Consider the following 23,419-nt stretch of genomic DNA (forward strand, 5'->3'; position numbering starts at 1 on the left):
ATGCGCATCGCCCTGTATCAAGGTGCCCCGCAACCACTGGACGTACCGGGTAACCTGGAGCGCCTGCATCAGCAAGCGCAGCTGGCCGCGTCGCGCGGGGTCGACCTGCTGGTGTGCCCGGAGATGTTCCTTACCGGCTACAACATCGGCAGCGAAGCGGTGGAACGCCTGGCCGAAGCCGAAGACGGCCCCTCGGCCATGGCGGTGGTAGAGATCGCCCAGAGCAACCGCATCGCCATCGTCTACGGCTACCCCGAGCTTGCCGATGACGGCCAGGTATACAACGCCGTGCAACTGGTCGACGCCCACGGCAGCAGCCTGTGCAACTACCGCAAGACTCACCTGTTCGGTGGCCTGGACCGCGCGATGTTCAGTCCCGGCCCTGACCACTTCCCCGTGGTGGAGTTGAACGGCTGGCGGCTGGGCATGCTGATCTGCTACGACATCGAATTCCCGGAAAATGCCCGTCGCCTGGCCCTGGCCGGTGCCGAACTGATCCTGGTGCCAACGGCGAACATGGTGCCGTACGACTTCATTGCCCAGGTGACCGTGCGCGCCCGGGCCTACGAGAACCAGTGCTACCTGGCGTACGCCAACTACTGCGGCGCCGAAGACGAAATCCACTACTGCGGGCAGAGCAGCATCATCGGCCCCGACGGCAGTATCCTGGCCATGGCCGGTCGCGACAGTACCTTGCTGCAGGCCGACCTTGAGCTGCAACGGGTACACCAAGGCCGTGCCAGCACGCCGTACCTGCACGACCTGCGGCCGGAGCTCTACGCGCCGCACCACGGATAATCCGCTAGCATGACGGTTCGTGCTGAAACGGAACCGTCATGCCCACCTCCCTTAGACACCTCACCCTCGACAATGGCCTGCAAGTCACCCTGCGCCATGCGCCGCAACTGAAGCGTTGCGCCGCAGCGGTGCGGGTCATGGCAGGCAGTCATGACGCCCCCCCCCCCTACGCCGGCCTTGCACACTTTCTTGAACACCTGCTGTTTCTCGGCAACGAGCGCTTTGCCCTCGATGACGGCCTGATGCGCTATGTGCAACGCCATGGCGGCCAGGTCAATGCCAGCACCCGCGAGCGCACCACCGACTACTTCTTCGAAGTGCCCCAGGCGGCGTATGCCGGTGGGTTGGAGCGCTTGTGCGAAATGCTGGCGAGGCCCTCGTTCAATCTGCAGGCCCAGGCGCGCGAGCGCGAAGTCATCCATGCCGAGTTCATTGCCTGGTCACGCAATCCCCAGGCCCAAGCTCAATTTGCGCTATTGCAGGCGGTCTCCAAGCGCCACCCCTTGAGTGGTTTCCAGGCGGGGAACCGCTACAGTCTGCCGATCCACAGCGCTGACTTTCAGGCCGCGCTGCAGGGCTTTCACCAGCGTTTCTACCAGGCAGGCCAGATGACCCTGAGCCTGTGCGGGCCACAAAGCCTCGACACGCTGCAAGCATTGGCGAGCCGGATAGCAAGCCGGCTCGCGACGGGCCAGAGAGTGATGCAGCAACCGCCACCGCCGCTGCTCGACCATGCCCTGGACTCGGTGCTGAGCGGGTCTCGACTGGAGCTGTTGCAGGCCGTGGCGAATTTGCCCGCCGCAACGGAGCAGGCCATCGACTTCCTCACCGCCTGGCTGACCGACACCCGGCCCGGGGGCGTACTCGCCGCACTGCGCGAACGCGGTTGGGCACACGCCATCGAATGCTCGGTGCTGTACAGCTTTGCCGGCCAGACACTACTGCACACGCGCCTGACACTCCGCGATCCGGCTATCGCCGACAATGCCCGGGCCTTGCTGCTCGACTGGCTGAGGTTTTTCCGTGACACCGACTGGGCTGCGCTGAATGAAGAATATGCAGGGCTGCAGCGTTGCCGTACTCACGCCGCAACAGCACTCGACCTCGCCCGTCGCGACAGCACCGCGCAACCTTTTGAAGCGCTGACCGGGCAAGGCCAGACTGCCTTGCGTACCTTGCTCGACGCACTGCTGCTAGGCGCCCCGTCCGCGTGCCAGGAGGTATGGCAACTGCCCGCCCCCGAGCCTCTGCTCAACCCGCAAAGCCCCGACACCACAGCTTGCGCTACGCCTGCTGGTTTGACCTGGAGCCCGACACTCCCTGCGCTACGCCAGCATGGCGTGGTGTATCTGCGCTGGCAGCCAGCGTCGGCCCTGCGCGACCGTTTGTGGATTGTCCTCGACCATGCCGTGCAGCCGCTGCGCGAGCGGGCGGTACGGGCGGCCGCAGAGCTGCAGTTCGACTCCGTTGGCGAGTTCTGGCAACTGCGCTGTGCGGGGGCACCGGCAACTGTAATCGTGCTGCTCAAGGAACTGATGCACGTGCTGCCCCGGCCCGCCAACTGGCTCGCAGAGGCACCCGCCGAGACTGATTCGATGCCAATCCGCGCCTTGATCAGGCAACTTCCCGAGCAGCTTGTTGCCCACCAAAAGGGCCCTTTGCCTGCATGCACGCTCAGCCAGGGTGATCTGGATGCCTTGTGGGCACACGCCACATGGCAGGCCCTGGCCACTGGCTTCGATGAACACACGCAACAGGCGATTAATCGCACATTGCAGGCCGTGCCTGGGCAGCCAGGAGCACAACGGGTGGTGACAGTCGCCCCCGTTCGCCGGTGGCAAATGCTGCCCCCGCCTGCCAGTGAATCCGCCCTGCTATTGTTCTGCCCGGTGTCGACGGGTGACGAGGCCTGCGCGCGACTACTGGCGCAACAGATCCAGGGTCCGTTCTACCAGCGCCTGCGGGTCGAGTTGCAATTGGGCTACGCCGTATTCAGTGCCTTCCGGCAACTTCAGGGCTGCAGTGGTCTGCTGTTCGGCGTGCAGTCTCCCAGCGCCAGCCCTGCGCAGATCCTCACCCATATCGAGGCATTTCTGGCCTCGCTGACGGCGCAGTTGTCCTGCTCGACCGAGACCCGCCAGGCCCTGGCCGCGCTATGGGCAGAAACCACCCTGAGCAACAACGAGGTCGCCGAGTGGGCTTGGCAGGCTCATCTGGCGGGGCAACCGGGCGCACGCCTGGAGGATTTGCAGGCCGCAATACTCGCCACGACCGAGGACCAGTTGCAGCAATTGGCGCACGACCTGCAACGCGCTACAGGCGGCTGGCTATGCCTGGCCAATGGCCCTGCGCCTGCAGGCGACGGGCAAACCGCCGATCCATTTTTACCGAACATGTAACAGCGTTTATCTCAGGTTTAACCATTCAGTCCGTATTTTTTAGTAAGATAGCGCAATCCCGGCTATTGGAACCCCTCTCTCGGAGGGTGGACTAAGTAAGTAGCTGCCCAACCCCAGACCTATCCGGAAGGAGTAATTCCATGTGGACCAAACCTGCTTACACTGACCTGCGTATCGGCTTTGAAGTGACCATGTATTTCGCAAGCCGTTGAGTCTGCTTGCGGTACAACGCCTCGGTCAGCCGGGGCGTTTTTATTTCAAGACGCGGCAGGAGTGGCCATGTACATCCAGATTCTAGGTTCCGCCGCCGGTGGCGGTTTCCCGCAGTGGAACTGCAACTGCGTGAACTGCAAAGGCTTTCGCGACGGTACCTTGCGCGCCACGGCACGCACCCAGTCGTCCATCGCCCTCTCTGACGACGGCGTCCACTGGGTACTGTGCAACGCATCCCCTGACATTCGCGCACAGCTGCAGGGCTTCGCCCCCATGCAGCCGGCCCGCGCCCTGCGCGACAGCGGTATCGATGCCATCGTCCTGCTCGACAGTCAGATCGACCACACCACGGGCCTCTTGAGCCTGCGAGAAGGCTGCCCGCATCAGGTCTGGTGTACCGAGATGGTCCATCAGGACCTGACCACCGGCTTCCCCCTGTTCACCATGCTCAGCCACTGGAACGGCGGGCTGAAGTGGAACCGCATCGAGCTTGAAGGCAGCTTCGTCATCGACGCCTGCCCCAACCTGCGCTTTACCCCGTTCCCGCTGCGCAGCGCCGCCCCGCCCTATTCGCCCCACCGCTTCGACCCACACCCGGGCGATAACCTCGGGCTGATGGTCGAAGACCTGCGCACCGGCGGCAAACTGTTCTACGCACCCGGCCTGGGCCAGGTCGACGACAACTTGCTGCAGATGATGTGCGATGCCGACTGCCTGCTGGTCGACGGCACCCTCTGGGAAGATGATGAAATGCAGCGCCGCGGTGTCGGCACCCGTACCGGGCGGGAGATGGGCCACTTGGCCCAGAACGGCCCGGGCGGCATGCTCGAAGTGCTGGAAGGTTTCCCTGCGCAGCGCAAGGTCCTTATCCACATCAACAACACCAACCCGATCCTCGATGAAGACTCGGCCGAACGCGCCGAGCTGGACCGACGCGGCGTCGAAGTGGCCTTCGACGGCATGAGCATCACCCTCTAGGAGCCGACATGAGCGACGCCAAAGCACTGTCCCCCGCCGAATTCGAACAGGCCCTGCGCGCCAAGGGTGCGTACTACCACATCCATCACCCCTACCATGTGGCGATGTATGAGGGACGCGCCAGCCGCGAACAGATCCAGGGCTGGGTCGCCAACCGGTTCTACTACCAGGTGAACATCCCGATGAAGGACGCCGCGATCCTGGCCAACTGCCCGGACCGCGAAATCCGCCGCGAGTGGATCCAACGCCTGCTCGACCACGACGGCGCGCCCGGCGAAGACGGCGGCATCGAAGCCTGGCTGCGCCTGGGCCAGGCCGTCGGCCTGGACCCGGACCAACTGCGCTCCCAGGAGCTGGTGCTGCCTGGTGTGCGCTTTGCCGTCGACGCTTATGTGAATTTCGCCCGCCGCGCCAGCTGGCAAGAAGCGGCCAGCAGCTCGCTGACCGAACTGTTCGCCCCGCAGATCCACCAGTCGCGCCTGGACAGCTGGCCGCAGCACTATCCCTGGATCGACCCGGCCGGCTACGAATACTTCCGTACCCGCCTGGGCCAGGCGCGCCGCGATGTGGAGCACGGGCTGGCGATCACCCTTCAGCACTACACTACCGTTGAGGGCCAGCAGCGCATGCTGGAGATCCTGCAGTTCAAGCTGGACATTCTCTGGAGCATGCTCGACGCCATGAGCATGGCCTACGAACTGAACCGCCCGCCCTATCACAGTGTCACCAGCGAACGGGTCTGGCACAAAGGAGTCGCCCTATGAGTTTCGATCGCGCACAAACCCCCAGATGGCGCCCGGGCTACCGCTTCCAGTACGAACCGGCGCAAAAGGCCCATGTACTGCTCTACCCCGAAGGCATGATCAAGCTCAACGAGAGTGCCGCGCTGATCGGCGGGCTGATCGACGGCCAGCGCGATGTGGCGGCGATCATTGCCCAGCTCGACAAGCAGTTTCCTGGTGTACCCGAGCTCGGTGACGACATCGAGCAATTCATGGAGGTCGCCCGTGCCGAACACTGGATCGTCCTTGAGTGAAGTACCGGCCAAGCCTGAAGTCGGCCTGCCGCTGTGGCTGCTCGCCGAACTGACCTACCGCTGCCCGCTGCAATGCCCCTACTGCTCCAACCCGCTGGACTTCGCCGCCCAGGGCAAGGAATTGAGCACCGAGCAATGGTTCAAGGTCATGGCCGAGGCCCGGGAGATGGGCGCGGCGCAGCTGGGCTTTTCCGGCGGCGAGCCGCTGGTTCGCCAGGACCTTGCCGAACTGATCGGCGAAGGTCGCCGCCTGGGCTACTACACCAACCTGATCACCTCGGGCATCGGCCTCACCGAGCAGAAGATCGCAGCCTTCAAGGAAGCCGGCCTGGACCATATCCAGATCAGCTTCCAAGCCAGCGACGAGCAGGTCAACAACCTGCTGGCCGGCTCGAAAAAAGCCTTTGCGCAGAAGCTGGAAATGGCCCGTGCGGTGAAGGCCCACGGCTATCCGATGGTGCTGAACTTCGTTACCCACCGGCACAACATCGACAAGATCGACCGCATCATCGAGCTGTGCGTAGCCCTTGAAGCCGACTTTGTCGAGCTTGCCACCTGTCAGTTCTATGGCTGGGCGCACCTGAATCGTGTCGGCCTGCTGCCGACCCGTGCGCAGCTCGAACGCGCCGAACGCATCACCAACGAGTACCGGGAAAAGCTCGCTGCCGCCGGCAACCCGTGCAAGCTGATCTTCGTCACCCCGGACTACTACGAAGAACGCCCAAAAGCCTGCATGAACGGCTGGGGCAGCGTGTTCCTCACCGTCACCCCCGATGGCACCGCCTTGCCCTGCCACGGCGCACGCCAGCTGCCGGTGCAGTTCCCCAACGTGCGCGAGCACAGCATGCAGCACATCTGGTACGACTCGTTCGGCTTCAACCGCTTTCGCGGTTACGACTGGATGCCCGAGCCGTGCCGCTCCTGTGACGAAAAGGAGAAGGACTTCGGCGGCTGTCGCTGCCAGGCCTTCATGCTCACCGGCGATGCCAGCAATGCCGACCCGGTCTGCGCCAAATCGGCCGACCACGGCATCATCCTCAAGGCGCGCGAGGAAGCCGAGCACGCCCAATTGAACATCGACGAGCTGACCTTCCGCAATGAACGAAACTCCCGAGTCATCGCCCGTGGTTGAGCGCTTCAGTGCCGAACAGGCGGTAGCCGCCGGCACCGACTTCGCCGAATTGCGGGTTGGGCCTCACGGCCTGTTCTGGAACGAGTTCCGCCCGCGCGATGGCGCCTGCAGGCTCTGGCACTGGCGCGATGGCCAGGCCCATTGCCTGACCCCCGATGGTTTCAGCGTACGCAGCCGGGTGTATGAGTATGGCGGCGGCAGTTTTTGCCTGACCGATGATGGTCTGGTGTTCGTCAACGAGGCCGACCAGCAGCTTTACACCCAAGACCTGAACGGTGGATTGCCCCAGGCGCTCACCGAGGGTCAATGCCGTTATGGCGATCTGCGCTGGGCCGACGGGCAGGTGTTGGCGGTGGAAGAAACCCACAGTGCCGAACAGGTCGAGCACCGCCTGGTGGCTATCGGCGCGGGCCAGCGCGAGGTGCTGGCCGAAGGTGCGGACTTCTATGCATCGCCCACGCTCAGCGCCGATGGCGCGCGACTGGCTTGGGTCGAGTGGAATCGCCCCGAGCAGCCCTGGACCGCCACCCGCCTGTTCTGCTGCGAGCGCGTGAGTGACGGGCAATGGACGCCAGCACATTGCATCGCTGGCGACCACGGGCCGGCGCAATCGCTCCAGCAACCTCGTTTCGATGATCGTGGCCGCCTGTACTGCCTGTCTGATCACAATGGTTTCTGGCAACCCTGGGGCGAAACCGCGCAGGGCTGGTCCGCGCTACCTGCGGCACAGGTCGACCATGCCGCGGCGCCCTGGCAACTGGGTGCCAGCACTTGGCTGCCCATGGCTGACCAGCACTACCTGGCGACCTGGTTTGAAGACGGCTTCAGTCGCCTTGGTGTGCGCCATGTCGATGGCACGCTAGAAAACATCGACGTCGACTACAGCCGCTTGCGCTGTCTGGACCTGGATCACGACCACCTCTACGCCATTGCCGCCTCACCGGTCTGCCCACCCGCCGTCATTGCCATCAACCGCTACAACCACCAGGTGCAGGTGTTGGCCGGTGGCGTACCGCCGTTGCCGGCCGAACGCATCAGCCAGCCGCAGTCCCTGCGCTACAGCAGTGGCGACGGCATCGCACACGGTTTTTTCTACCCGGCCATCGCCGCGGCAGAACGCCCGCCGTTGGTGGTGTTTGTCCACGGCGGCCCGACCTCGGCCTGCTACCCGGCGCTCGACCCTCGCATCCAGTACTGGACCCAACGCGGCTTCGCCGTGGCCGACCTGAACTACCGGGGCAGCAGTGGCTATGGCCGCACGTACCGCCAGGCCCTGCACCTGCGCTGGGGCGAGATCGATGTCGAAGATGCCTGCGCAGTAGTCAGCCACCTGGCCGAACGCGGGCTGGTCGACCCGGCCCAGGCCTTTATCCGCGGCGGCAGCGCCGGTGGCTACACCACACTGTGCGCCCTGGCGTTCCACAATGTCTTCCGTGCCGGCGCCAGCCTCTACGGCGTCAGCGATCCCCAGGCCCTGGCACGGGCCACGCACAAGTTTGAGGGCGACTACCTGGACTGGCTGATCGGCGACCCGCTCGAGGATGCCGAACGCTACCGCCAACGCACACCGTTACTGCACGCGGCGCAGATCAAGGTGCCGGTGATCTTCTTCCAGGGCGAACTGGATGCCGTTGTGGTCCCTGAACAGACCCGTTCGATGCTGGCTGCGCTCAAGGCCAACGGCATCCGTGCCGAAGGACACTTCTACCCTTCGGAACGCCATGGATTTCGCACGGCGGCCAATCTGGCGCATGCGCTGGAGGAAGAGTGGCGATTTTATAGGCAGGTTCTAGACAATTGAATCGCGGGGCAAGCCCGCGCCTACCAAGGCTGGTAGGCGCGGGCTTGCCCCGCGATAGGTTCAGCGCTTGGCGATGATGTACACCGCATGCACGATCCCCGGAATGTATCCCAGCAGCGTCAGCAGAATGTTGAGCCAGAAGGCGCCGCCGAAGCCGACCTGCAGGAATACGCCCAGCGGCGGCAGCAGAATGGCGATGATGATGCGAATAAAGTCCATGGGGCAGCTTCCTTGAATGATGTACAACAACTGACTGTAGCGCTGCGTCGGGGTTCAACAGGCAATGTGCGGATAAAAAAACGCCCCGGGCCAAAAACTTCAGGCCCGGGGCGATGCGCAGGAACGCGAGACGGTTCGGTTACTTCACTGAACGTGAGAAATCAGGCAGTGGCTTCACGCCGCTGGTGTTGTTGCGCCGAGTGCACGCGGGCAAAGGCCCGGGCCAGGCGCAGGAGCATTTCGTCGATGTTGCCCTTGCTCACCGTGAGTGCCGGCGAGAAGCGCACCACATCAGGTTGCGGGGCATTGAGCAGCAAGCCTTCCTGCAGGGCGGCCTTCACCAGCTCGGCGGCGTTGTCTTCGCTCAGTTGCAACGCCCACAGCAGGCCCTGGCCGCGTACCTGGTTCTGGGCATAACGACCGGCCAGGCGGCTCAAGCCATCGCGCAGATGCCGGCCGGAATCCCGAACCTGCTCGAAAAAGCCCGGTTCCAGTACGGTTTGCAGCACGGCAAGGCCTGCGGCACTCATCAGCGCATTGCCGTGATGACTACCCTCAAGTTCACCCGCCTCAGCGCAGCAGGCGCTGCCACGCGCCAGCAAGGCCGCCAGCGGCACGCCGCCACCCAGGCCCTTGCCCAGGGTGATGATGTCGGCGCGCACGCCATAGGTTTCTTCGGCCAGCAGCGCACCGCAGCGGCCAACGCCGGTCTGCACTTCATCGAGAATCAACAGGATCCCGAGTTCGCGACACAGGCGCTCGACACCCTTGAGGTAATCGGCCGTGGCGGGAATTACCCCGGCCTCTCCCTGGATCGGCTCCAGCATGATCGCCACGGTGCGCGAGTCGACCGCCGCATGCAGCGCGTCGAGGTCGTTGAATGGCACCTTGCTGAAGCCCGGCAGGCCTGGCTCGCAGCGGTTGCACGGCGATGGGTCGGAGGCCGACAGCGCCCCCAGGCTGCGGCCATGGCAACTCTGGCTGGCGGTAATGATGTGGTAGGCGCCGTTGCGATGCAGTTGGCCCCATTTGCGTGCCAGCTTGATTGCCCCTTCGCAGGCCTCGGCACCGCTGTTGAGCAAGTAGGCCTGGTCGCTGCCGGTGCTCTGGCACAGGCGATTGACCAGGGTCAGCAAGCCACGGTTATGAAAGCCGGCACCGGGATTGATCAAGGCCTGGGCCTGGCCGCTCAAGGCCTTGACCAGCACGCTGGGGCTGTGGCCCAGGCTGTTGACTGCGCCGCCCTGGGTGAAGTCCAGGTAGGCATGGCCTTCGCTGTCCCACAGCCAGGAGCCCTGGCCACGTACGAATACCTGGGGCGCACGTTCGATAGCCGGCATCAGGCAGTCGCGAGACAAGTCGTCGCTGGCCGGCCGAACCACAGGCACAACCTTGCGCTCAGCCACGACCTGCGCCGAGCGGCGCAAGTTGAAAAGGTTCATGGGTGGAACGCCTCCGGCGTCAGGCAAAACGGGCGAGATGTGCCCTGCCACGATTTTTTGCCTTTCCTATGTAACCGCCATTCAACGTACACGGTATTCATCGCGCCTTCTGGCCCTGTAAACCTTGTGAATAGGGGATAGACTAGGCTTCTTGCAGGCTAACGGCCATTTGGTTTTTCGAGCATTTTTGATAAGTATTTCTTATGGATTTTCGCCAACTGCGTTATTTCGTCGCGGTGTATGAAGAGGGCCATGTCGGCCGGGCTGCCGAGCGGCTGTCATTGTCGCAACCGGCCCTCTCGCAACAGATCCGCCAACTCGAACACAGCCTGGATGTGAGCCTGTTCGAGCGCGGCAACAAACGCCTGCTGCCGACCCTGGCCGCGCACACGTTGTACAACCATGCCCTGCCCTTGCTCGACGGCTTGCAGCGGGCTCGCGAGGCCTTGCGCAACTTCAAGGGCCAGTCGCTGCGCACCCTGGCCATCGGTGTTTTGCAGACCGTGCGCCCAAGCCTTGTGCCACAGTTGCTGGACCGGGTGCGCAAGGCACAGCCGCATCTGGTGGTGCAGATCTACGAACTCTCGGGCCTGGAGATTGAACGACGCTTGCTCAATGGCAGCCTGGACATCGGCATCAGCTACCTGCCCCCTCGCCAGCCGGGGCTGCATGGGCTGCTGTTGTACGAAGACGAACTGCAGCTTGTAATCCCCAATACCCACCCGCTGCGTGAATTCAAGAAGGTGTCGCTCAAGCAGGCGGCTGAACTACCCATGCTGTTACTGGGTGAAGAATTCCAGGTAAGGCAGATCTGGCAGGCGCAACTGGCCAACCTCGGGCGGCGCCCGCAGGTGCAGGCCGAGATGAACAATATGGGCGGGATTCTCGACAGCCTGGCGCACACCTCGCTGGCGACGGTGCTGCCGGGACGGGCCAAGGAAGTGGTCGAGGATGACCAGGAGCTGCTCTGGAAGCCATTGAGCGAACCACGGGTGCCGTTGAAGATCGGCCTGGTGTTTCGCGATGCGCAGCGCCAGCAGGCGTCGGTGGAGCTGCTGCGTACGTTACTGGAAGAGGAAGCCGATCCGCGTCAGCTCGGGATGTCACCCCTGGATGTGCTGGGCTGAAGGTGCCTTGGACTTTTCTTCGGGCAAAAGAAAACCCCGCCGAAGCGGGGCTTTGCAGACTGTTTCCCTGACATCCATTTCGCCCCGCCACCCTGGCAGGAATCCTTCGTGTCCATGTTCTGTACAGTGCGCTTCCTGCGCGACGTCCATGTAAGAAGATTAACTGTGGATCCAATCTTCCGATAGAGGCGAAACGTCACCGCGTTGTGTAGGAAAAAGCTTACAAGCTCCAGCCTCCGTTAGAACTGGGCTGCCTCCAGCAGGTACAGCGACTCGCTACCGGCTTTTACCGAGGCGCTGAGCGAGTGGATTCGCGGTAACAAACGGGCGAAGTAGAAGCGTGCAGTGCCCAACTTGCTGACGTAGAAATCATCCTCGCCCTGCTTGGCCAGCGCCGTGCGGGCCATCAGTGCCCACATATACGCATAAGCGGTGTAACCGAACACCTGCAGGTACTCAACCGACGCAGCGCCGATTTCGTTCGGGTTGTTCTTGGCCCGGTCCAGTACCCAGGCGGTCAGGTCGTCGAGGTTGTCCAGGGCGGCGTTCAGCGGTTTGACAAATGCTTCCAGGTCGGCACCGGCACTGGCGGTGAAATGGCGAATCTCGTCGGCGAACAGCTTGTACAGCGCGCCACCGCTACCGACCACCTTGCGGCCCATCAGGTCCAGTGCCTGGATGCCGTTGGTGCCTTCGTAGATCTGGGTAATGCGCACATCACGCACCAGTTGCTCCTGGCCCCACTCACGAATGTAGCCGTGGCCGCCGAACACTTGCTGGCCGTGTACCGCCGACTCGAAGCCGAGGTCGGTAAGGAAAGCCTTGGAAACCGGGGTCAGCAGCGCGACGAGGTCTTCAGCGCGCTTGCGGGTAGTGGCGTCTTCACTGAATTTGGCGGTGTCCAACTGCATGGCCACATAGGTGGAGAACGCACGACCGCCCTCGTTCAGCGCTTTCATGGTCAGCAACATGCGACGCACGTCCGGGTGAACGATGATCGGGTCGGCGACCTTGTCCTTGGCTTGCGGGCCCGTCGGTGCGCGGCTTTGCAGGCGGTCTCGGGCGTATTCGATCGCGTTCTGGTAGGAGCGCTCCGCCGAGGCCAGGCCCTGGATACCTACTCCAAGACGCTCGTAGTTCATCATGGTGAACATCGCCGCCAGGCCTTTGTTCGCTTCGCCGACCAGGTAGCCCACGGCCTCATCGAAGTTCATCACACAGGTGGCCGAAGCCTGGATGCCCATCTTGTGCTCGATAGAACCGCAGTTGGCCGGGTTGCGAGCACCCAGGCTGCCATCGGCGTTGACCAGGAACTTGGGCACCAGGAACAGCGAGATGCCCTTCGGCCCCGCCGGGGCATCCGGCAGCTTGGCCAGCACCAGGTGAATGATGTTCTCGGTCAGGTCGTGTTCACCGCCGGTGATGAAGATCTTGGTACCGCTGACCTTGTAGCTGCCGTCAGCCTGAGGTTCGGCCTTGGTGCGGATGATCCCGAGGTCTGTACCGGCGTGCGGCTCGGTCAGGCACATGGAACCGGCCCAGACACCGGCATACATGTTCGGCAGGTAGGTTTCCTTGAGTTCATCGCTGGCGTGGGCATTGATCGAGAGGCAGGCACCGGCGGTGAGCATTGGGTACAGGCCGAAGGCCAGGCTCGAGGAGTTGACCATTTCCTCGACCTGGGCCGAAATCACCTTGGGCATGCCCATGCCGCCGTAGGCAGGGTCACCACCTACGCCCACCCAACCGCCTTCGGCGTAGGTCTTGTAGGCGTCGATGAAACCCGCGGGAGTGCGCACTGCACCGTTGTCCCAGTGGCAGCCCTCTTCATCGCCGCTGCGGCTCAATGGCGCGATGCTCTTGCCAGTGACCTTTCCGGCCTCCTCCAGCACCGCCAGGGCGGTCTCTTCATCGACGGCTTCGGCCAGGCCCGGCAATTGCGCCCAGAGCTTGGAGACTTCGAAGACTTCATTGAGGACGAAGCGCATATCGCGCAGGGGCGCTTTATAGTCAGCCATGGCAACCTCTCACACTTGTGTCGGGACGGCCTCGCAAGGCCGTTTTACTGTTATGAAATCCAGTGTACCCGAACAACTTTTGCGAGACATAGGGTCATCTAGCGACCTATCAGTCACATCCGGTCACGCCGTGCGCACGGCGCCCCGTTTGGCCTGGTGCCCATACGCCATAACGCAGTTGCGCCCGGCCCCCTTGGCGCTGTAGAGCGCCTGGTCGGCTGATTTGAGCACTTCGTCGGGTGATCGGTGATCCGCCAGGCGCTCGCTGACGCCAATACTGATCGTCACCGACACACTGGAGGCCGCCGACGCCCCGCGACGCTGGCGCCCCTGCTGATCGTCATGGGGCCGGCTGTCCTGGTTGCGCAGTTGAATGTTGTAGTTGGCAATTACCTCGCGCACCGCCTCCAGGTGCGGCATGCACTCCTCGATGCTCTTGCCGGCAAATACCAGGGCAAACTCCTCGCCGCCATAGCGGTAGGCGCGACCGCCACCGGTCACCTTGGACAGCTTGCTGGCCACCAGCCGCAGTACCTGGTCACCCACATCATGGCCGTGGGTGTCATTGAATTTCTTGAAGTGATCGACGTCGGTCATCGCCAGCACATAGTTGCGGCCCAGGCGCTGCATGCGCTCGTTGAGAGCACGACGACCAGGCAGGCCGGTCAGCTCATCGCGAAAGGCCATTTGATAAGCCTCATGAGAAACCGCCGCGGCGATCATCAGCATCACCTGGCTGCACATGATGTTCAGGGTGAACGGCAGGATGAAAGTTTGCGGCAGCATCCAGAAAACCCCGATCAGACCGATGATCTGCGCGGCGTGCAATGGCCTGGGCTCGCGCAGGTACTGCACCACCAACACCCCGAAGGCAATGAAGAACACTGGATAAGCCAACTGGATCAGGCTCATCCACTGGCCATGCAGCGACGGCCAGCGAATCTCCGCCAGCCAGCCGAGCAGTACCTGCGGGTAACTCTGCTCCAGCCCCAGCGCCACACTGCCCACCGCCAGCAATACGGCGAAGCGCGCAATCATGTCCTGGAACAGGTGCGTACGTTCTTGCCAGGCGCCGTACAACGTGAACATCAGGGGTAACAGCAGGCAGACCAGGTGGAACACCACGGCAGCATCTTCACGCACCCGGCCGTTGTCACGGTAGAAATCGGTCTGGGTGTCGAGCAGGTAATAGGCGATGTACACCGTGACCATCAGGAACAGTTCGCGCTGGCGGCGATAAACCGCGCAGTAGGCGCCGCCCAACAACAGAACCAGGGTAGGCAGGACATTGAACAGCGACGTGAAGAAGACGCTGAGGTCCCTCACATAAGCGGCCGCGAGCCCCGACACCAGCAAACAGACGGATGGCAGGAAGTGGCTCGGGCGTACAGCGGATAAACGAAACAAGGGTAATCTCCGACCCGGCAGATCAATAATGGCATTGTGCCTTTAATGTGTCGGCAGCGCTCATGAATAGATGAGCGCCATTGTCGGAGCAGGAGCGGGCTTGCCCCTCGATCTGGTATGCCAGGCGAACTGCAATCGCGGGGCAAGCCTACCCCCAGCTGGCCGTGGTTCTGGACAGTTGCTCCCACACCACGCAAAAAAAACGCCTGCCGGTGAGGGCAGGCGTTTTCGCTACAGCGTTGTGACTCAGTACGAGAGACCGAAGTGCTCTTCGTTCATGTCCATCAGGTTGTTGGCACCCGACAGCATGGTTGCTACGTGAGTGCGAGTACGCGGCAGAATGCGCTGGAAGTAGAAGCGCGCGGTCTGCAGCTTGGCGGTGTAGAAGGCTTCTTCGCTGGTGCCGGCAGCCAGTTTCTCGGCAGCCAGGCGTGCCATGTCGGCCCAGAAGTAGGCCAGGCAGGCGTAGCCGGAGTACATCAGGTAGTCCACCGAGGCGGCACCGACTTCTTCGCGGTCTTTCATCGCAGCCATACCGACCTTCATGGTCAGCTCGCCCCATTCTTTGTTCAGTTGAGCCAGTGGCGCAACGAACTCACTGATGGCTTCGTTGCCTTCATTGCCCTGGCAGAACTTGTGCACGATCTTGGTGAAGCCCTTGAGCGCTTCGCCCTGGGTCATCAGCACTTTACGGCCGAGCAGGTCCAGCGCCTGGATGCCGGTGGTGCCTTCGTACAGCATGGAGATACGGCTGTCGCGAACGTTCTGTTCCATGCCCCACTCGGCGATGAAACCGTGGCCGCCATAGATCTGTACGCCGTGGTTGGCCGCTTCGAAGCCGACTTCAGTCATGAAGGCCTTGGCGATCGGAGTCATGAAAGCCAGCAGTGCGTCGGCTTTTTTCTTCTCTTCTTCGTCCTGGCTGTATTTGACGATGTCGACCTGCTTGGCAGTGAAGTAGACCATGGCGCGGTTGCCTTCGGCGAACGCCTTCATGGTCAGCAGCATACGACGTACATCAGGGTGAACGATGATCGGGTCGGCGGCTTTGTCCGGTGCTTTCGGGCCGGTGAGCGAACGCATTTGCAGACGGTCGCGGGCGTATTTCAGGCCACCCTGGAACGCCACTTCGGCGTGGGCCAGGCCTTGCAGCGCGGTACCCAGGCGAGCGGTGTTCATGAAGGTGAACATGCAGTTCAGGCCTTTGTTGGCCGGGCCGATCAGGTAGCCGGTAGCCGCGTCGAAGTTCATCACGCAGGTTGCGTTGCCGTGGATGCCCATCTTGTGTTCGATGGAGCCACAGGATACCGCGTTGCGTTCGCCCACGGTGCCTTCGGCAGTCGGCATGAACTTCGGCACGATGAACAGGGAGATACCTTTGGTGCCGGCCGGAGCATCGGGCAGGCGGGCCAGCACGATGTGGACGATGTTGTCGGCCATGTCGTGCTCACCGGCCGAGATGAAGATCTTGGTGCCGGTGACTTTGTAGGAACCGTCGGCCTGAGGTTCGGCCTTGGTGCGCAGCATGCCCAGGTCGGTACCGCAATGCGGCTCGGTCAGGCACATGGTGCCGGTCCACTCGCCGGATACCAGCTTGGTCAGGTAGGTCTCTTGCTGCTCGGCGGTGCCGTGCTCGGAGATGGTGTTCATTGCGCCATGGGACAGGCCAGGGTACATGCCCCACGACCAGTTCGACTCACCGACCATTTCGCTGACTGCCAGGCCCAGCGACTCAGGCAGACCCTGACCGCCGTGATCGACGTCATGGGCCAGGCTTGGCCAGCCGCCTTCGACGAACTGCTTGTAGGCTTCCTTGAAACCGGTCGGGGTCTTAACGCCCGACTCGCTCCAGGTGCAGCCTTCCAGGTCGCCCACTCGGTTCAGCGGAGCCAGTACCTGTTCACAAAACTTGGCGCCTTCCTCGAGGATGGCATTAACCATGTCTGGAGTGGCGTCCTGGCAAGCCGGCAGGCTCTGATAGTGCGCTTCGTAGCCGAGCAGCTCGTCACGAACGAAGCGAATATCACGCAAGGGGGCTTTGTAATCAGGCATAGCGATGAACCTCGGCTGATGAATCCTGGATAGGGAGACCGCGATATACCGACCAGCTCTAGGCGGCTTTCGGTCAAACAGTTGTTTGAAACATACGTTTACGCCGAAAACTTGTCAAGCATCAACCAGAGGGCAGTTCTGCCATGCCAGACTGCGCGATCGTCGTGTAAAAAATGCACCAAACAGCCAGCCGAGCGCCTGCCTGCAAGGCCATGGCACTGATACTCAAAGATTAGTTGAAGCCGCGCAGCACGGGCGGCGGGAGGGTCAGGCGTAGGTGTCGATCAGCGTGCCGAGCATTTCGTCCGATGCTTTGGCCAATTTGACACCTAATTCGGCTTGGTGCTTGCCCAGGGCCATTTCCACATTGCTGGTGGCCAGGTCCATCTGCTGGCTGCGATCGACTGCGCGCAGACGCTCGGCCTGATAGTCGCTGGACTGGCTGGTGGCGGAACGCTCTACGCTGGTGTTGGCGATCTGGCTGGCGGCTTGATCGACGCGCTGATGCCCGGCCTGCATCGCGCCAAGGCCGGCATAAAACACTGAGCTGCCCGAGATTTCCATGTCAAAACTCCCTGTCGCTGAAGGCGAACAGCCTCCATTGAAGCAAACCTCGCGGCAAAAGGCCCGTTGAAATCAGTAATGGCATGTAGCCACCCGATAGACACAGGCTAGTCCAGCAAGTCCAGTTGCAGGTGCTCGGCTACCCACTCTGCCGAAGCCTGTTTGAGTTTTGGCACCCGCCCAAGGCACGGTGCCGGCAGACGCTCGGCAAGGCTGGCGAGGTTTTCTTCCAGGCGTGAAGTACGCGGATCGACGATATTGGCCACCCAACCGGCCAGTTGCAAACCATCACGGGCGATGGCCTCGGCGCTGAGCAATGCATGGTTGATGCACCCCAGGCGCACGCCTACCACCAGAATCACCGGCAGCCTCAAGGCAATAGCCAGGTCCGACAGATTGGCCTGGCCCGACAACGGCACACGCCAGCCCCCGGCCCCCTCAATCAATGTGAAGTCCGCGCCCTGCTCCAGAATCTGGCGCATGGGCGCCAACAGCGCTTGCACACTCAACGCCACCCCCGCTTCACGGGCTGCCAGGTGTGGCGCGATGGCAGGCTCGAAGGCGAAGGGATTGACCTGTGCATACGGCAGCTTGAGCGAACTCTGCGCAATCAATGCCAGAGCATCGTCATTGCGCAGCCCCTTCGGCGTGACAGTGCACCCCGACGCCACCGGCTTCGCTCCCAGGGTACTCAAGCCCGCTTGTTGCGCCGCATACAGCAACCCAGCGGCAATTGTGGTCTTGCCGACATCGGTGTCGGTGCCTGCGATGAAATAGGCTGGGCTCATCTCACTCCCCTTCTAGCAACGGCTTTTGCAGTACACCGTAGACCACTTGATAGGTGGCGGGCAGCCCTTGCGCCTGACGAAATTGTTCGTAGGCCAGCAGTAAACCCTGCATGCGCGCCCGTCCGGTCAAACCGGCAGGACGCCCGGGGTTGAGGTTGTGCGCACCCAGCGCCTTGAGTTCGTGGGTAAGGCTGCGCAGGTCGGGGTAGTACAGCACATGGGGCCGGGTCTCCAGGCTCAGCACCTGCAACTCGCTCTCGGCACACAACCGCTGATAGTCCGCCATTTGCCGAAATCGGTTCACATGCACCAACCCGTCCACCGCCTGCCAACTCGCGCGCAGCTCATGCAGAGTGCCAACGCACAGGCTGGCAAACGCCAGCACGCCGCCCGGCCGCAAGGCTCGATGAGCCTCGGCAAGCACAGCACGAAAGTCTGAACACCACTGCACTGCGAGGCTGGTGAAGATCAGCTCGACCCCCGCATCGCGCAACGGCAGGCGCTCGGCATCGCCGGCCACATGGTAGTGCGCCCCGCCCAGAGTTCGTGCGTACTGCAGCATGCCTTCGGCGATGTCCACCGCAATGCCGCTTGCCTGTGGGAAGCGGTGCTGCAAGGCGCGGCTGAAACAGCCCGTGCCGCTACCCAGATCCAGCCATTGCCGGGGTTCGAGGGCATTGGGCAACTGCTCAAGCAGCCGGTTGCCCACCGCCCGTTGCAAGTCTGCGACGCTGTCGTAGCTGGCTGCAGCACGGGAAAACGAGGCCGCCACCTGACGCTTGTCAGGCAGTGCACCGGGCAAGCTCGGTTGGGAAAGATCAGTCATCGCCACTCTCATGTACAAAGGCCTTGATTGCCGCCGCCAACTCATGAGGTGTTTCCATCACAAAACCATGAGCACTGTCTTCCAGCAACCCGACTTCCACGTCGGGCAGTTCTTCCAGCAACACCCCGGCAACCTCGGCCGGCACCAGACCGTCGCGCCCGGCAAACAGGTGTAGTTGTGGGCCGCCGTAGGCTTGCAACGCGGCCCGGGTATCGAGCTTGCCGAGCACCTCGAGGCCGGCCACCAACAGCTCTGGCGCAGGCTCCGGCAGGCTGGCGCCGAGCAGGCGCACCAGGCTGCGTGGCGCTTCTGCCCCCTGGCTGCACAGCGACACGAAGCGCTTTAGGGTGACCTGGGTGTGATAGCGACAACCTTCAAGGAAGGTCTGGAACGTATCTACAGCCATGCCATGAGGCCAGTCCGGGCGGCTGACAAAACTGAGGTTGCTGCCCAGGGTGATCAAGCCGCGGCAATCATCGCCACGCCGTGCGGCCAGTTCGGCGGCGAGCATGCCGCCCAGCGACCAGCCCCCCAGCCAGACATGGCGTGGCAACTGGCGGTCCAGCCGGTCGAGCCAGTCTTTCGGCTCATGGGAGGCAAGGCTCGGCAGCGCCTGAATCTCCACCTGCAATCCCGGGTCAATTGCCCGCAGGGTGGCCACCAAAGGCTGCAAGGCAGAACTACCCAGGCCCCAGCCTGGCAACAGAATCAGGTGATTACGCATCAGCAGGCTCCAGCAGCGGATAACAGTCAGCCAATGCATCCAACAATAGCTGCACCTGCGCCTCACTGTGCGCCGCGCTCAAGGTAACCCGCAGGCGCGCACTGCCCGCCGGTACGGTCGGCGGGCGAATCGCGGACACCAGCAAACCGCGCTCGCGCAGCATCTGCGACAGGCGCAAGGCCCGGGCGCTGTCGCCAATCAGGATCGGCTGGATCGGCGTGAAGCTGTCCATCAACTGCAGGCCGATCTGCTCGGCACCGCTGCGAAACTGCTGGATCAACGCGGCCAGGTGCTCACGCCGCCAATGCTCGCTGCGCAGCAGTTGTAGGCTGCGCAAGGTGGCGCACGCGAGGGCCGGGGGCTGGCTGGTGGTATAGATGTAGGGACGGGCGAACTGGATCAGGCACTCGATCAACGCTTCGCTGCCCGCGACGAATGCACCGGCAGTGCCACACGCCTTGCCCAATGTACCTATCAGCACCGGCACCTGTTCGTGGTTCAAGCCGAAATGCTCGACGACCCCGCCGCCATTGCGGCCCAGGGTGCCAAAGCCGTGGGCATCGTCAACCATCAACCAGGCGTCACGGGCCGTGGCCGTGGCCGCCAGCGCCGGCAGGTCGGCGATGTCGCCGTCCATGCTGAACACCCCGTCGGTGACCACCAGGGTGTTGCCCACCGCCTTGCCCAGGCGGTTGGCCAGGCTGGTCGGGTCGTTATGCAGATAGCGATTGAAGCGCGCCCCACTGAGCAGCCCGGCATCGAGCAACGAGGCGTGATTGAGACGATCCTGCAGCACCGTGTCGCCTTGGCCGACCAGTGCTGTCACAGCACCCAGGTTGGCCATGTAGCCAGTGGTGAACAGCAGCGCGCGCGGCCGGCCGGTCAGTTCGGCCAGCGCTTCTTCCACCTCGTGATGTGGAGTGCTGTGGCCGATCACCAGGTGAGAGGCACCGCCGCCTACCCCCCAGCGTTCGGCGCCGGCACGCCAGGCGGCGACCACCTCGGGATGATTGGCCAGCCCCAGGTAATCGTTGCTGCAGAACGCCAGCAACGGCTGGCCATCGACCACCACATGCGGGCCTTGCGGGCTTTGCAGTAGAGGACGCTGACGGTACAGGTCAGCGGCGCGGCGTTGCTCCAGCCGCGCGCGAAGATCAAAGGCCATGACCGCCTCAGGCCGAGGCAGCGTTGTAGAACAGATCGGTGCTCTTCTGCTCGATCAGGGCCTGTTCGATGGCGGCCTGATGCACTTCGTCGGCATGCTCTTCGCGGGCTTCAGGCTGGATGCCCAGGCGGGCGAACAACTGCATGTCTTTGTCAGCCTGGGGGTTGGCGGTGGTCAGCAGTTTTTCACCGTAGAAAATCGAGTTGGCGCCGGCGAAGAAGGCCAATGCCTGCATCTGCTCGTTCATCGCCTCACGGCCGGCAGACAGACGCACATGGGATTTCGGCATCAGGATGCGAGCGACGGCAAGCATGCGGATAAAGTCGAACGGGTCGACCTCCTCGGCATTTTCCAGCGGCGTACCGGCGACCTTCACCAGCATGTTGATCGGCACCGACTCCGGATGCTCCGGCAGGTTGGCCAGCTGGATCAGCAGGCCGGCGCGGTCATCCAGCGACTCGCCCATGCCGAGGATCCCGCCCGAGCAGATCTTCATGCCTGCATCGCGCACATAGGCCAGGGTCTGCAGGCGCTCGCCGTAGGTGCGGGTGGTGATGATGCTGCCGTAGAACTCTGGCGAGGTGTCGAGGTTGTGGTTGTAGTAGTCCAGCCCGGCTTCGGCCAGGGCCTGGGTCTGCTCCTGGTCGAGCTTGCCCAGGGTCATGCAGGTTTCCAGGCCCATGGCCTTGACCCCTTTGACCATCTGCAGTACGTAAGGCATGTCTTTGGCCGACGGATGCTTCCAGGCTGCGCCCATGCAGAAACGGGTCGAGCCGATGGCCTTGGCCCGGGCCGCCTCTTCAAGGACTTTCTGCACTTCCATCAGCTTCTGCTTTTCCAGTCCGGTGTTGTAGTGGCCGGACTGTGGACAATATTTGCAATCTTCCGGGCAGGCGCCGGTCTTGATCGACAGCAGGGTGGAGACCTGGACGCGGTTGGCGTCGAAGTGCGCGCGATGCACGGTTTGCGCCTGGAACAGCAGATCGTTGAACGGTTGCTGGAACAGCGCCTTGACCTCGGCCAGGGTCCAGTCGTGACGTGTTGTTGCAGTTGTACTGGCGCTCATCGGCGGTTCCTTGTTTAGGCTTTGTCTGGCGCCGGTACAGGAAGCCCGCCAGCGCATCACGGATAGTTCGCATAGTTAAGGAAGCCTGATGCGCTGTCAACCACGACTCAAACGCATGGTTTACAAGTGGTTAAATAGTAACCATCTCTGTTTGCTCTGCAATGACCCCGCCGAACAGCCCTACCCGCTGTGTGTCGCCTGTGAGGCCGAGCTGCCCTGGCTGCAGGACGGTTGCCAGGTCTGCGCCCTGCCCTTGCCGATGCAAGGCCTGACCTGTGCCCAATGCCGCCGCCGCGCACCGGCCTTCTTCAGGGTCGAAGCCCCCTGGCATTACGGCTTTCCACTGGATACGCTGATCAGCCGCTTCAAATACAACAGCCAATGGCCAATGGGGCATCTGCTGGCCCAGTTGCTCGGCCGCTGGTTGTGCCATCGCTACAGCGAAGGCCTGCCACGTCCGGCGTTGTTGATACCCGTGCCCCTGGCCCCGCGCCGTTTGCGCCAGCGCGGCTACAACCAGGCGGCGATGCTGGCGAGTTGGCTGAGCGGTCACACCGGCATCGTTTCCAATGAGCAAGTGCTCAAGCGCCTGCTCGATACGCCGGCGCAGCAAGGCTTGAAAGCCCGGGCACGCAAGCGCAACCTGCGCCAGGCCTTTATCGTCACCAATGCCCATACCATCGAAGGCCGCCACCTGGCCTTGATCGACGATGTGCTGACCACCGGTGCCACTGCCCAGACCCTGGCCAGCCTGCTGCTCAAGGCCGGTGCCCGGCGGGTCGATGTCTATTGCCTGGCGCGCACGGCCAAGCCCGGCAGCGCTTGACTTGCCGCCAGGGTGCGGGCACTTTTCACCCTCGACAATTCCTGTATGCCTGCCATCACTCATGTCCTTGCCCGCCCTGCTCACCCAGCACATCGTTCGCCGCCCGCAACGTATTGCGTTGCTGCAGCACATCGCCGAACAAGGCTCGATCACCCGTGCCGCAAAAAGCGCCGGGATGAGTTACAAAGCGGCCTGGGATGCTATTGACGAGCTCAACAACCTGGCCGCCAAACCGCTGGTGGAACGCAGCGTGGGTGGCCGTGGTGGCGGCGGGGCAAAACTGTCCCAGGAGGGTCAACGGGTACTGCGCCTGTACCAGCACTTGCAAGCCCTGCAGACTCAGATCCTGGAGGCCGCAGAAGACGCCAGCGACCTCGACCTGCTGGGCCGCCTGATGCTGCGCACCAGTGCCCGGAACCAGTTGCATGGCCGAGTCAGCGCCATCGAGGCACAAGGGCATTACGACCGGATCACCCTGGCCCTGGCGGGCGACTTGAGCATCGATGCGCTGATCACCCGCGACAGTACCCAGCGCCTGGAACTGACCCCGGGCACCACCGTGGTGGCCTTGATCAAAGCCGGCTGGCTGAGCCTGCTCAGTCCGCAGGAGCCACCTTTGGAGGGCTACAACTGCCTGCAGGCCACGGTCGAGGAACTGCTCGACAACGCGCCCGACCCCAGCGAAGTCCGCCTGACGCTGTGCAACGGCCAGACCCTGTGTACCTTTGCCGAACCCGCCTGGCTCAAAGCCCGTGGCGTTGTTGCCGGCAGCGGAATCCGCGTCCAGTTCCAGCCGTCCTATGTGCTCATCGGCACACCGTTGTAAAAACCGACACAA

The 23,419-nt window shown here is 62.9% G+C and carries 22 protein-coding genes; 11 read left to right on the plus strand and 11 right to left on the minus strand.

Annotated features, from left to right (window positions below; translation table 11 throughout):
* The 8 genes from H621_RS0104285 to H621_RS0104315 all read left to right on the plus strand — a co-directional run bounded on the left by H621_RS0104285 (window position 1) and on the right by H621_RS0104315 (window position 8,357).
* The gene (locus H621_RS0104285; RefSeq protein ID WP_028942172.1) at window positions 1-798 is read left to right on the plus strand and encodes a carbon-nitrogen hydrolase family protein; all 798 of its coding nucleotides are present in this window, start codon (window positions 1-3) and stop codon (window positions 796-798) included.
* A gap of 38 nt (window positions 799-836) precedes the next feature.
* Window positions 837-3,197, plus strand: a complete 2,361-nt coding sequence (gene pqqF, locus H621_RS0104290; protein ID WP_028942173.1) for a pyrroloquinoline quinone biosynthesis protein PqqF — start codon at window positions 837-839, stop codon at window positions 3,195-3,197.
* Between the two features lie 140 nt (window positions 3,198-3,337).
* The gene (gene pqqA, locus H621_RS27930; protein ID WP_008365141.1) at window positions 3,338-3,409 is read left to right on the plus strand and encodes a pyrroloquinoline quinone precursor peptide PqqA; all 72 of its coding nucleotides are present in this window, start codon (window positions 3,338-3,340) and stop codon (window positions 3,407-3,409) included.
* Window positions 3,410-3,476: 67 nt separating this feature from the next.
* Window positions 3,477-4,388, plus strand: coding sequence for a pyrroloquinoline quinone biosynthesis protein PqqB (gene pqqB / locus H621_RS0104295; RefSeq protein ID WP_028942174.1), 912 nt, complete (start codon window positions 3,477-3,479; stop codon window positions 4,386-4,388).
* A gap of 8 nt (window positions 4,389-4,396) precedes the next feature.
* A complete protein-coding gene (pqqC, locus tag H621_RS0104300) occupies window positions 4,397-5,152 on the plus strand; it encodes a pyrroloquinoline-quinone synthase PqqC (protein ID WP_028942175.1) in 756 nt (251 codons plus the stop codon).
* Window positions 5,149-5,424, plus strand: coding sequence for a pyrroloquinoline quinone biosynthesis peptide chaperone PqqD (gene pqqD, locus H621_RS0104305; protein ID WP_028942176.1), 276 nt, complete (start codon window positions 5,149-5,151; stop codon window positions 5,422-5,424). Before pqqC ends, pqqD begins: the two co-directional genes overlap by 4 nt.
* The gene (gene pqqE / locus H621_RS0104310) at window positions 5,396-6,556 is read left to right on the plus strand and encodes a pyrroloquinoline quinone biosynthesis protein PqqE (RefSeq protein WP_028942177.1); all 1,161 of its coding nucleotides are present in this window, start codon (window positions 5,396-5,398) and stop codon (window positions 6,554-6,556) included. Before pqqD ends, pqqE begins: the two co-directional genes overlap by 29 nt.
* Window positions 6,522-8,357: a S9 family peptidase gene (locus H621_RS0104315; RefSeq protein ID WP_028942178.1), complete on the plus strand. Its 1,836-nt coding sequence runs from the start codon at window positions 6,522-6,524 to the stop codon at window positions 8,355-8,357. The genes pqqE and H621_RS0104315 overlap by 35 nt, the downstream gene beginning before the upstream one ends.
* 60 nt (window positions 8,358-8,417) lie before the next feature.
* Here H621_RS0104315 and H621_RS27935 read toward each other — a convergent pair whose 3' ends face one another.
* A complete protein-coding gene (locus tag H621_RS27935) occupies window positions 8,418-8,576 on the minus strand; it encodes a YqaE/Pmp3 family membrane protein (RefSeq protein ID WP_003177654.1) in 159 nt (52 codons plus the stop codon).
* Window positions 8,577-8,737: 161 nt separating this feature from the next.
* Entirely contained in the window at window positions 8,738-10,018 is a 1,281-nt protein-coding gene (locus tag H621_RS0104325; RefSeq protein WP_028942179.1) for an aspartate aminotransferase family protein, read from the minus strand.
* Window positions 10,019-10,221: 203 nt separating this feature from the next.
* Here H621_RS0104325 and H621_RS0104330 point away from each other — a divergent pair, with 203 nt between their 5' ends.
* Window positions 10,222-11,145: a LysR family transcriptional regulator gene (locus H621_RS0104330; RefSeq protein ID WP_028942180.1), complete on the plus strand. Its 924-nt coding sequence runs from the start codon at window positions 10,222-10,224 to the stop codon at window positions 11,143-11,145.
* 239 nt (window positions 11,146-11,384) lie between these two features.
* On the opposite strand, the gene H621_RS0104335 is transcribed toward H621_RS0104330, so the two are convergent.
* The 9 genes from H621_RS0104335 to bioB all read right to left on the minus strand — a co-directional run bounded on the left by H621_RS0104335 (window position 11,385) and on the right by bioB (window position 21,755).
* Window positions 11,385-13,163, minus strand: coding sequence for an acyl-CoA dehydrogenase C-terminal domain-containing protein (locus H621_RS0104335; RefSeq protein ID WP_028942181.1), 1,779 nt, complete (start codon window positions 13,161-13,163; stop codon window positions 11,385-11,387).
* A 123-nt stretch (window positions 13,164-13,286) separates the two neighbouring features.
* The gene (locus tag H621_RS0104340) at window positions 13,287-14,570 is read right to left on the minus strand and encodes a GGDEF domain-containing protein (protein ID WP_028942182.1); all 1,284 of its coding nucleotides are present in this window, start codon (window positions 14,568-14,570) and stop codon (window positions 13,287-13,289) included.
* A gap of 246 nt (window positions 14,571-14,816) precedes the next feature.
* Window positions 14,817-16,622 carry a phenylacyl-CoA dehydrogenase gene (locus H621_RS0104345; protein ID WP_028942183.1) on the minus strand — a complete coding sequence of 602 codons (1,806 nt, stop codon included), beginning with the start codon at window positions 16,620-16,622 and terminating at the stop codon, window positions 14,817-14,819.
* A 267-nt stretch (window positions 16,623-16,889) separates the two neighbouring features.
* Window positions 16,890-17,186 (minus strand): hypothetical protein, encoded by a 297-nt coding sequence (locus H621_RS0104350; protein ID WP_028942184.1) that lies wholly within the window; start codon window positions 17,184-17,186, stop codon window positions 16,890-16,892.
* 107 nt (window positions 17,187-17,293) lie between these two features.
* Window positions 17,294-17,974, minus strand: coding sequence for a dethiobiotin synthase (gene bioD, locus H621_RS0104355; protein WP_028942185.1), 681 nt, complete (start codon window positions 17,972-17,974; stop codon window positions 17,294-17,296).
* A 1-nt stretch (window position 17,975) separates the two neighbouring features.
* On the minus strand, window positions 17,976-18,800 hold the full coding sequence (gene bioC / locus H621_RS0104360; protein ID WP_028942186.1) for a malonyl-ACP O-methyltransferase BioC: 825 nt from the start codon (window positions 18,798-18,800) through the stop codon (window positions 17,976-17,978).
* Window positions 18,793-19,524: an alpha/beta fold hydrolase gene (locus H621_RS0104365; RefSeq protein WP_028942187.1), complete on the minus strand. Its 732-nt coding sequence runs from the start codon at window positions 19,522-19,524 to the stop codon at window positions 18,793-18,795. The genes bioC and H621_RS0104365 overlap by 8 nt, the downstream gene beginning before the upstream one ends.
* On the minus strand, window positions 19,517-20,689 hold the full coding sequence (gene bioF / locus H621_RS0104370) for an 8-amino-7-oxononanoate synthase (RefSeq protein WP_028942188.1): 1,173 nt from the start codon (window positions 20,687-20,689) through the stop codon (window positions 19,517-19,519). The genes H621_RS0104365 and bioF overlap by 8 nt, the downstream gene beginning before the upstream one ends.
* 7 nt (window positions 20,690-20,696) lie before the next feature.
* Window positions 20,697-21,755: a biotin synthase BioB gene (gene bioB / locus H621_RS0104375; RefSeq protein WP_028942189.1), complete on the minus strand. Its 1,059-nt coding sequence runs from the start codon at window positions 21,753-21,755 to the stop codon at window positions 20,697-20,699.
* A gap of 88 nt (window positions 21,756-21,843) precedes the next feature.
* Between bioB and H621_RS0104380 the strand changes: the two genes are divergently transcribed.
* Window positions 21,844-22,581 carry a ComFC family protein gene (locus tag H621_RS0104380; RefSeq protein ID WP_028942190.1) on the plus strand — a complete coding sequence of 246 codons (738 nt, stop codon included), beginning with the start codon at window positions 21,844-21,846 and terminating at the stop codon, window positions 22,579-22,581.
* Between the two features lie 61 nt (window positions 22,582-22,642).
* The gene (locus tag H621_RS0104385; protein WP_028942191.1) at window positions 22,643-23,407 is read left to right on the plus strand and encodes a TOBE domain-containing protein; all 765 of its coding nucleotides are present in this window, start codon (window positions 22,643-22,645) and stop codon (window positions 23,405-23,407) included.
* Window positions 23,408-23,419: the final 12 nt, after the last annotated feature.

This window comes from Pseudomonas vranovensis DSM 16006, assembly GCF_000425805.1.
GTDB lineage: Bacteria > Pseudomonadota > Gammaproteobacteria > Pseudomonadales > Pseudomonadaceae > Aquipseudomonas > Aquipseudomonas vranovensis.

Bases quoted from the DNA above. Each gene is read 5' to 3' on its own strand.
- H621_RS0104285 (WP_028942172.1), top strand. From the start codon at position 1: ATGCGCATCGCCCTGTATCAAGGTGCCCCGCAACCACTGGACGTACCG.
- pqqF (WP_028942173.1), top strand. From the start codon at position 837: ATGCCCACCTCCCTTAGACACCTCACCCTCGACAATGGCCTGCAAGTC.
- pqqB (WP_028942174.1), top strand. From the start codon at position 3,477: ATGTACATCCAGATTCTAGGTTCCGCCGCCGGTGGCGGTTTCCCGCAG.
- pqqC (WP_028942175.1), top strand. From the start codon at position 4,397: ATGAGCGACGCCAAAGCACTGTCCCCCGCCGAATTCGAACAGGCCCTG.
- pqqD (WP_028942176.1), top strand. From the start codon at position 5,149: ATGAGTTTCGATCGCGCACAAACCCCCAGATGGCGCCCGGGCTACCGC.
- H621_RS0104315 (WP_028942178.1), top strand. From the start codon at position 6,522: ATGAACGAAACTCCCGAGTCATCGCCCGTGGTTGAGCGCTTCAGTGCC.
- H621_RS27935 (WP_003177654.1), bottom strand. From the start codon at position 8,576: ATGGACTTTATTCGCATCATCATCGCCATTCTGCTGCCGCCGCTGGGC.
- H621_RS0104325 (WP_028942179.1), bottom strand. From the start codon at position 10,018: ATGAACCTTTTCAACTTGCGCCGCTCGGCGCAGGTCGTGGCTGAGCGC.
- H621_RS0104330 (WP_028942180.1), top strand. From the start codon at position 10,222: ATGGATTTTCGCCAACTGCGTTATTTCGTCGCGGTGTATGAAGAGGGC.
- H621_RS0104335 (WP_028942181.1), bottom strand. From the start codon at position 13,163: ATGGCTGACTATAAAGCGCCCCTGCGCGATATGCGCTTCGTCCTCAAT.
- H621_RS0104345 (WP_028942183.1), bottom strand. From the start codon at position 16,622: ATGCCTGATTACAAAGCCCCCTTGCGTGATATTCGCTTCGTTCGTGAC.
- H621_RS0104350 (WP_028942184.1), bottom strand. From the start codon at position 17,186: ATGGAAATCTCGGGCAGCTCAGTGTTTTATGCCGGCCTTGGCGCGATG.
- bioD (WP_028942185.1), bottom strand. From the start codon at position 17,974: ATGAGCCCAGCCTATTTCATCGCAGGCACCGACACCGATGTCGGCAAG.
- bioC (WP_028942186.1), bottom strand. From the start codon at position 18,800: ATGACTGATCTTTCCCAACCGAGCTTGCCCGGTGCACTGCCTGACAAG.
- H621_RS0104365 (WP_028942187.1), bottom strand. From the start codon at position 19,524: ATGCGTAATCACCTGATTCTGTTGCCAGGCTGGGGCCTGGGTAGTTCT.
- bioF (WP_028942188.1), bottom strand. From the start codon at position 20,689: ATGGCCTTTGATCTTCGCGCGCGGCTGGAGCAACGCCGCGCCGCTGAC.
- bioB (WP_028942189.1), bottom strand. From the start codon at position 21,755: ATGAGCGCCAGTACAACTGCAACAACACGTCACGACTGGACCCTGGCC.
- H621_RS0104380 (WP_028942190.1), top strand. From the start codon at position 21,844: ATGCGCTGTCAACCACGACTCAAACGCATGGTTTACAAGTGGTTAAAT.
- H621_RS0104385 (WP_028942191.1), top strand. From the start codon at position 22,643: ATGTCCTTGCCCGCCCTGCTCACCCAGCACATCGTTCGCCGCCCGCAA.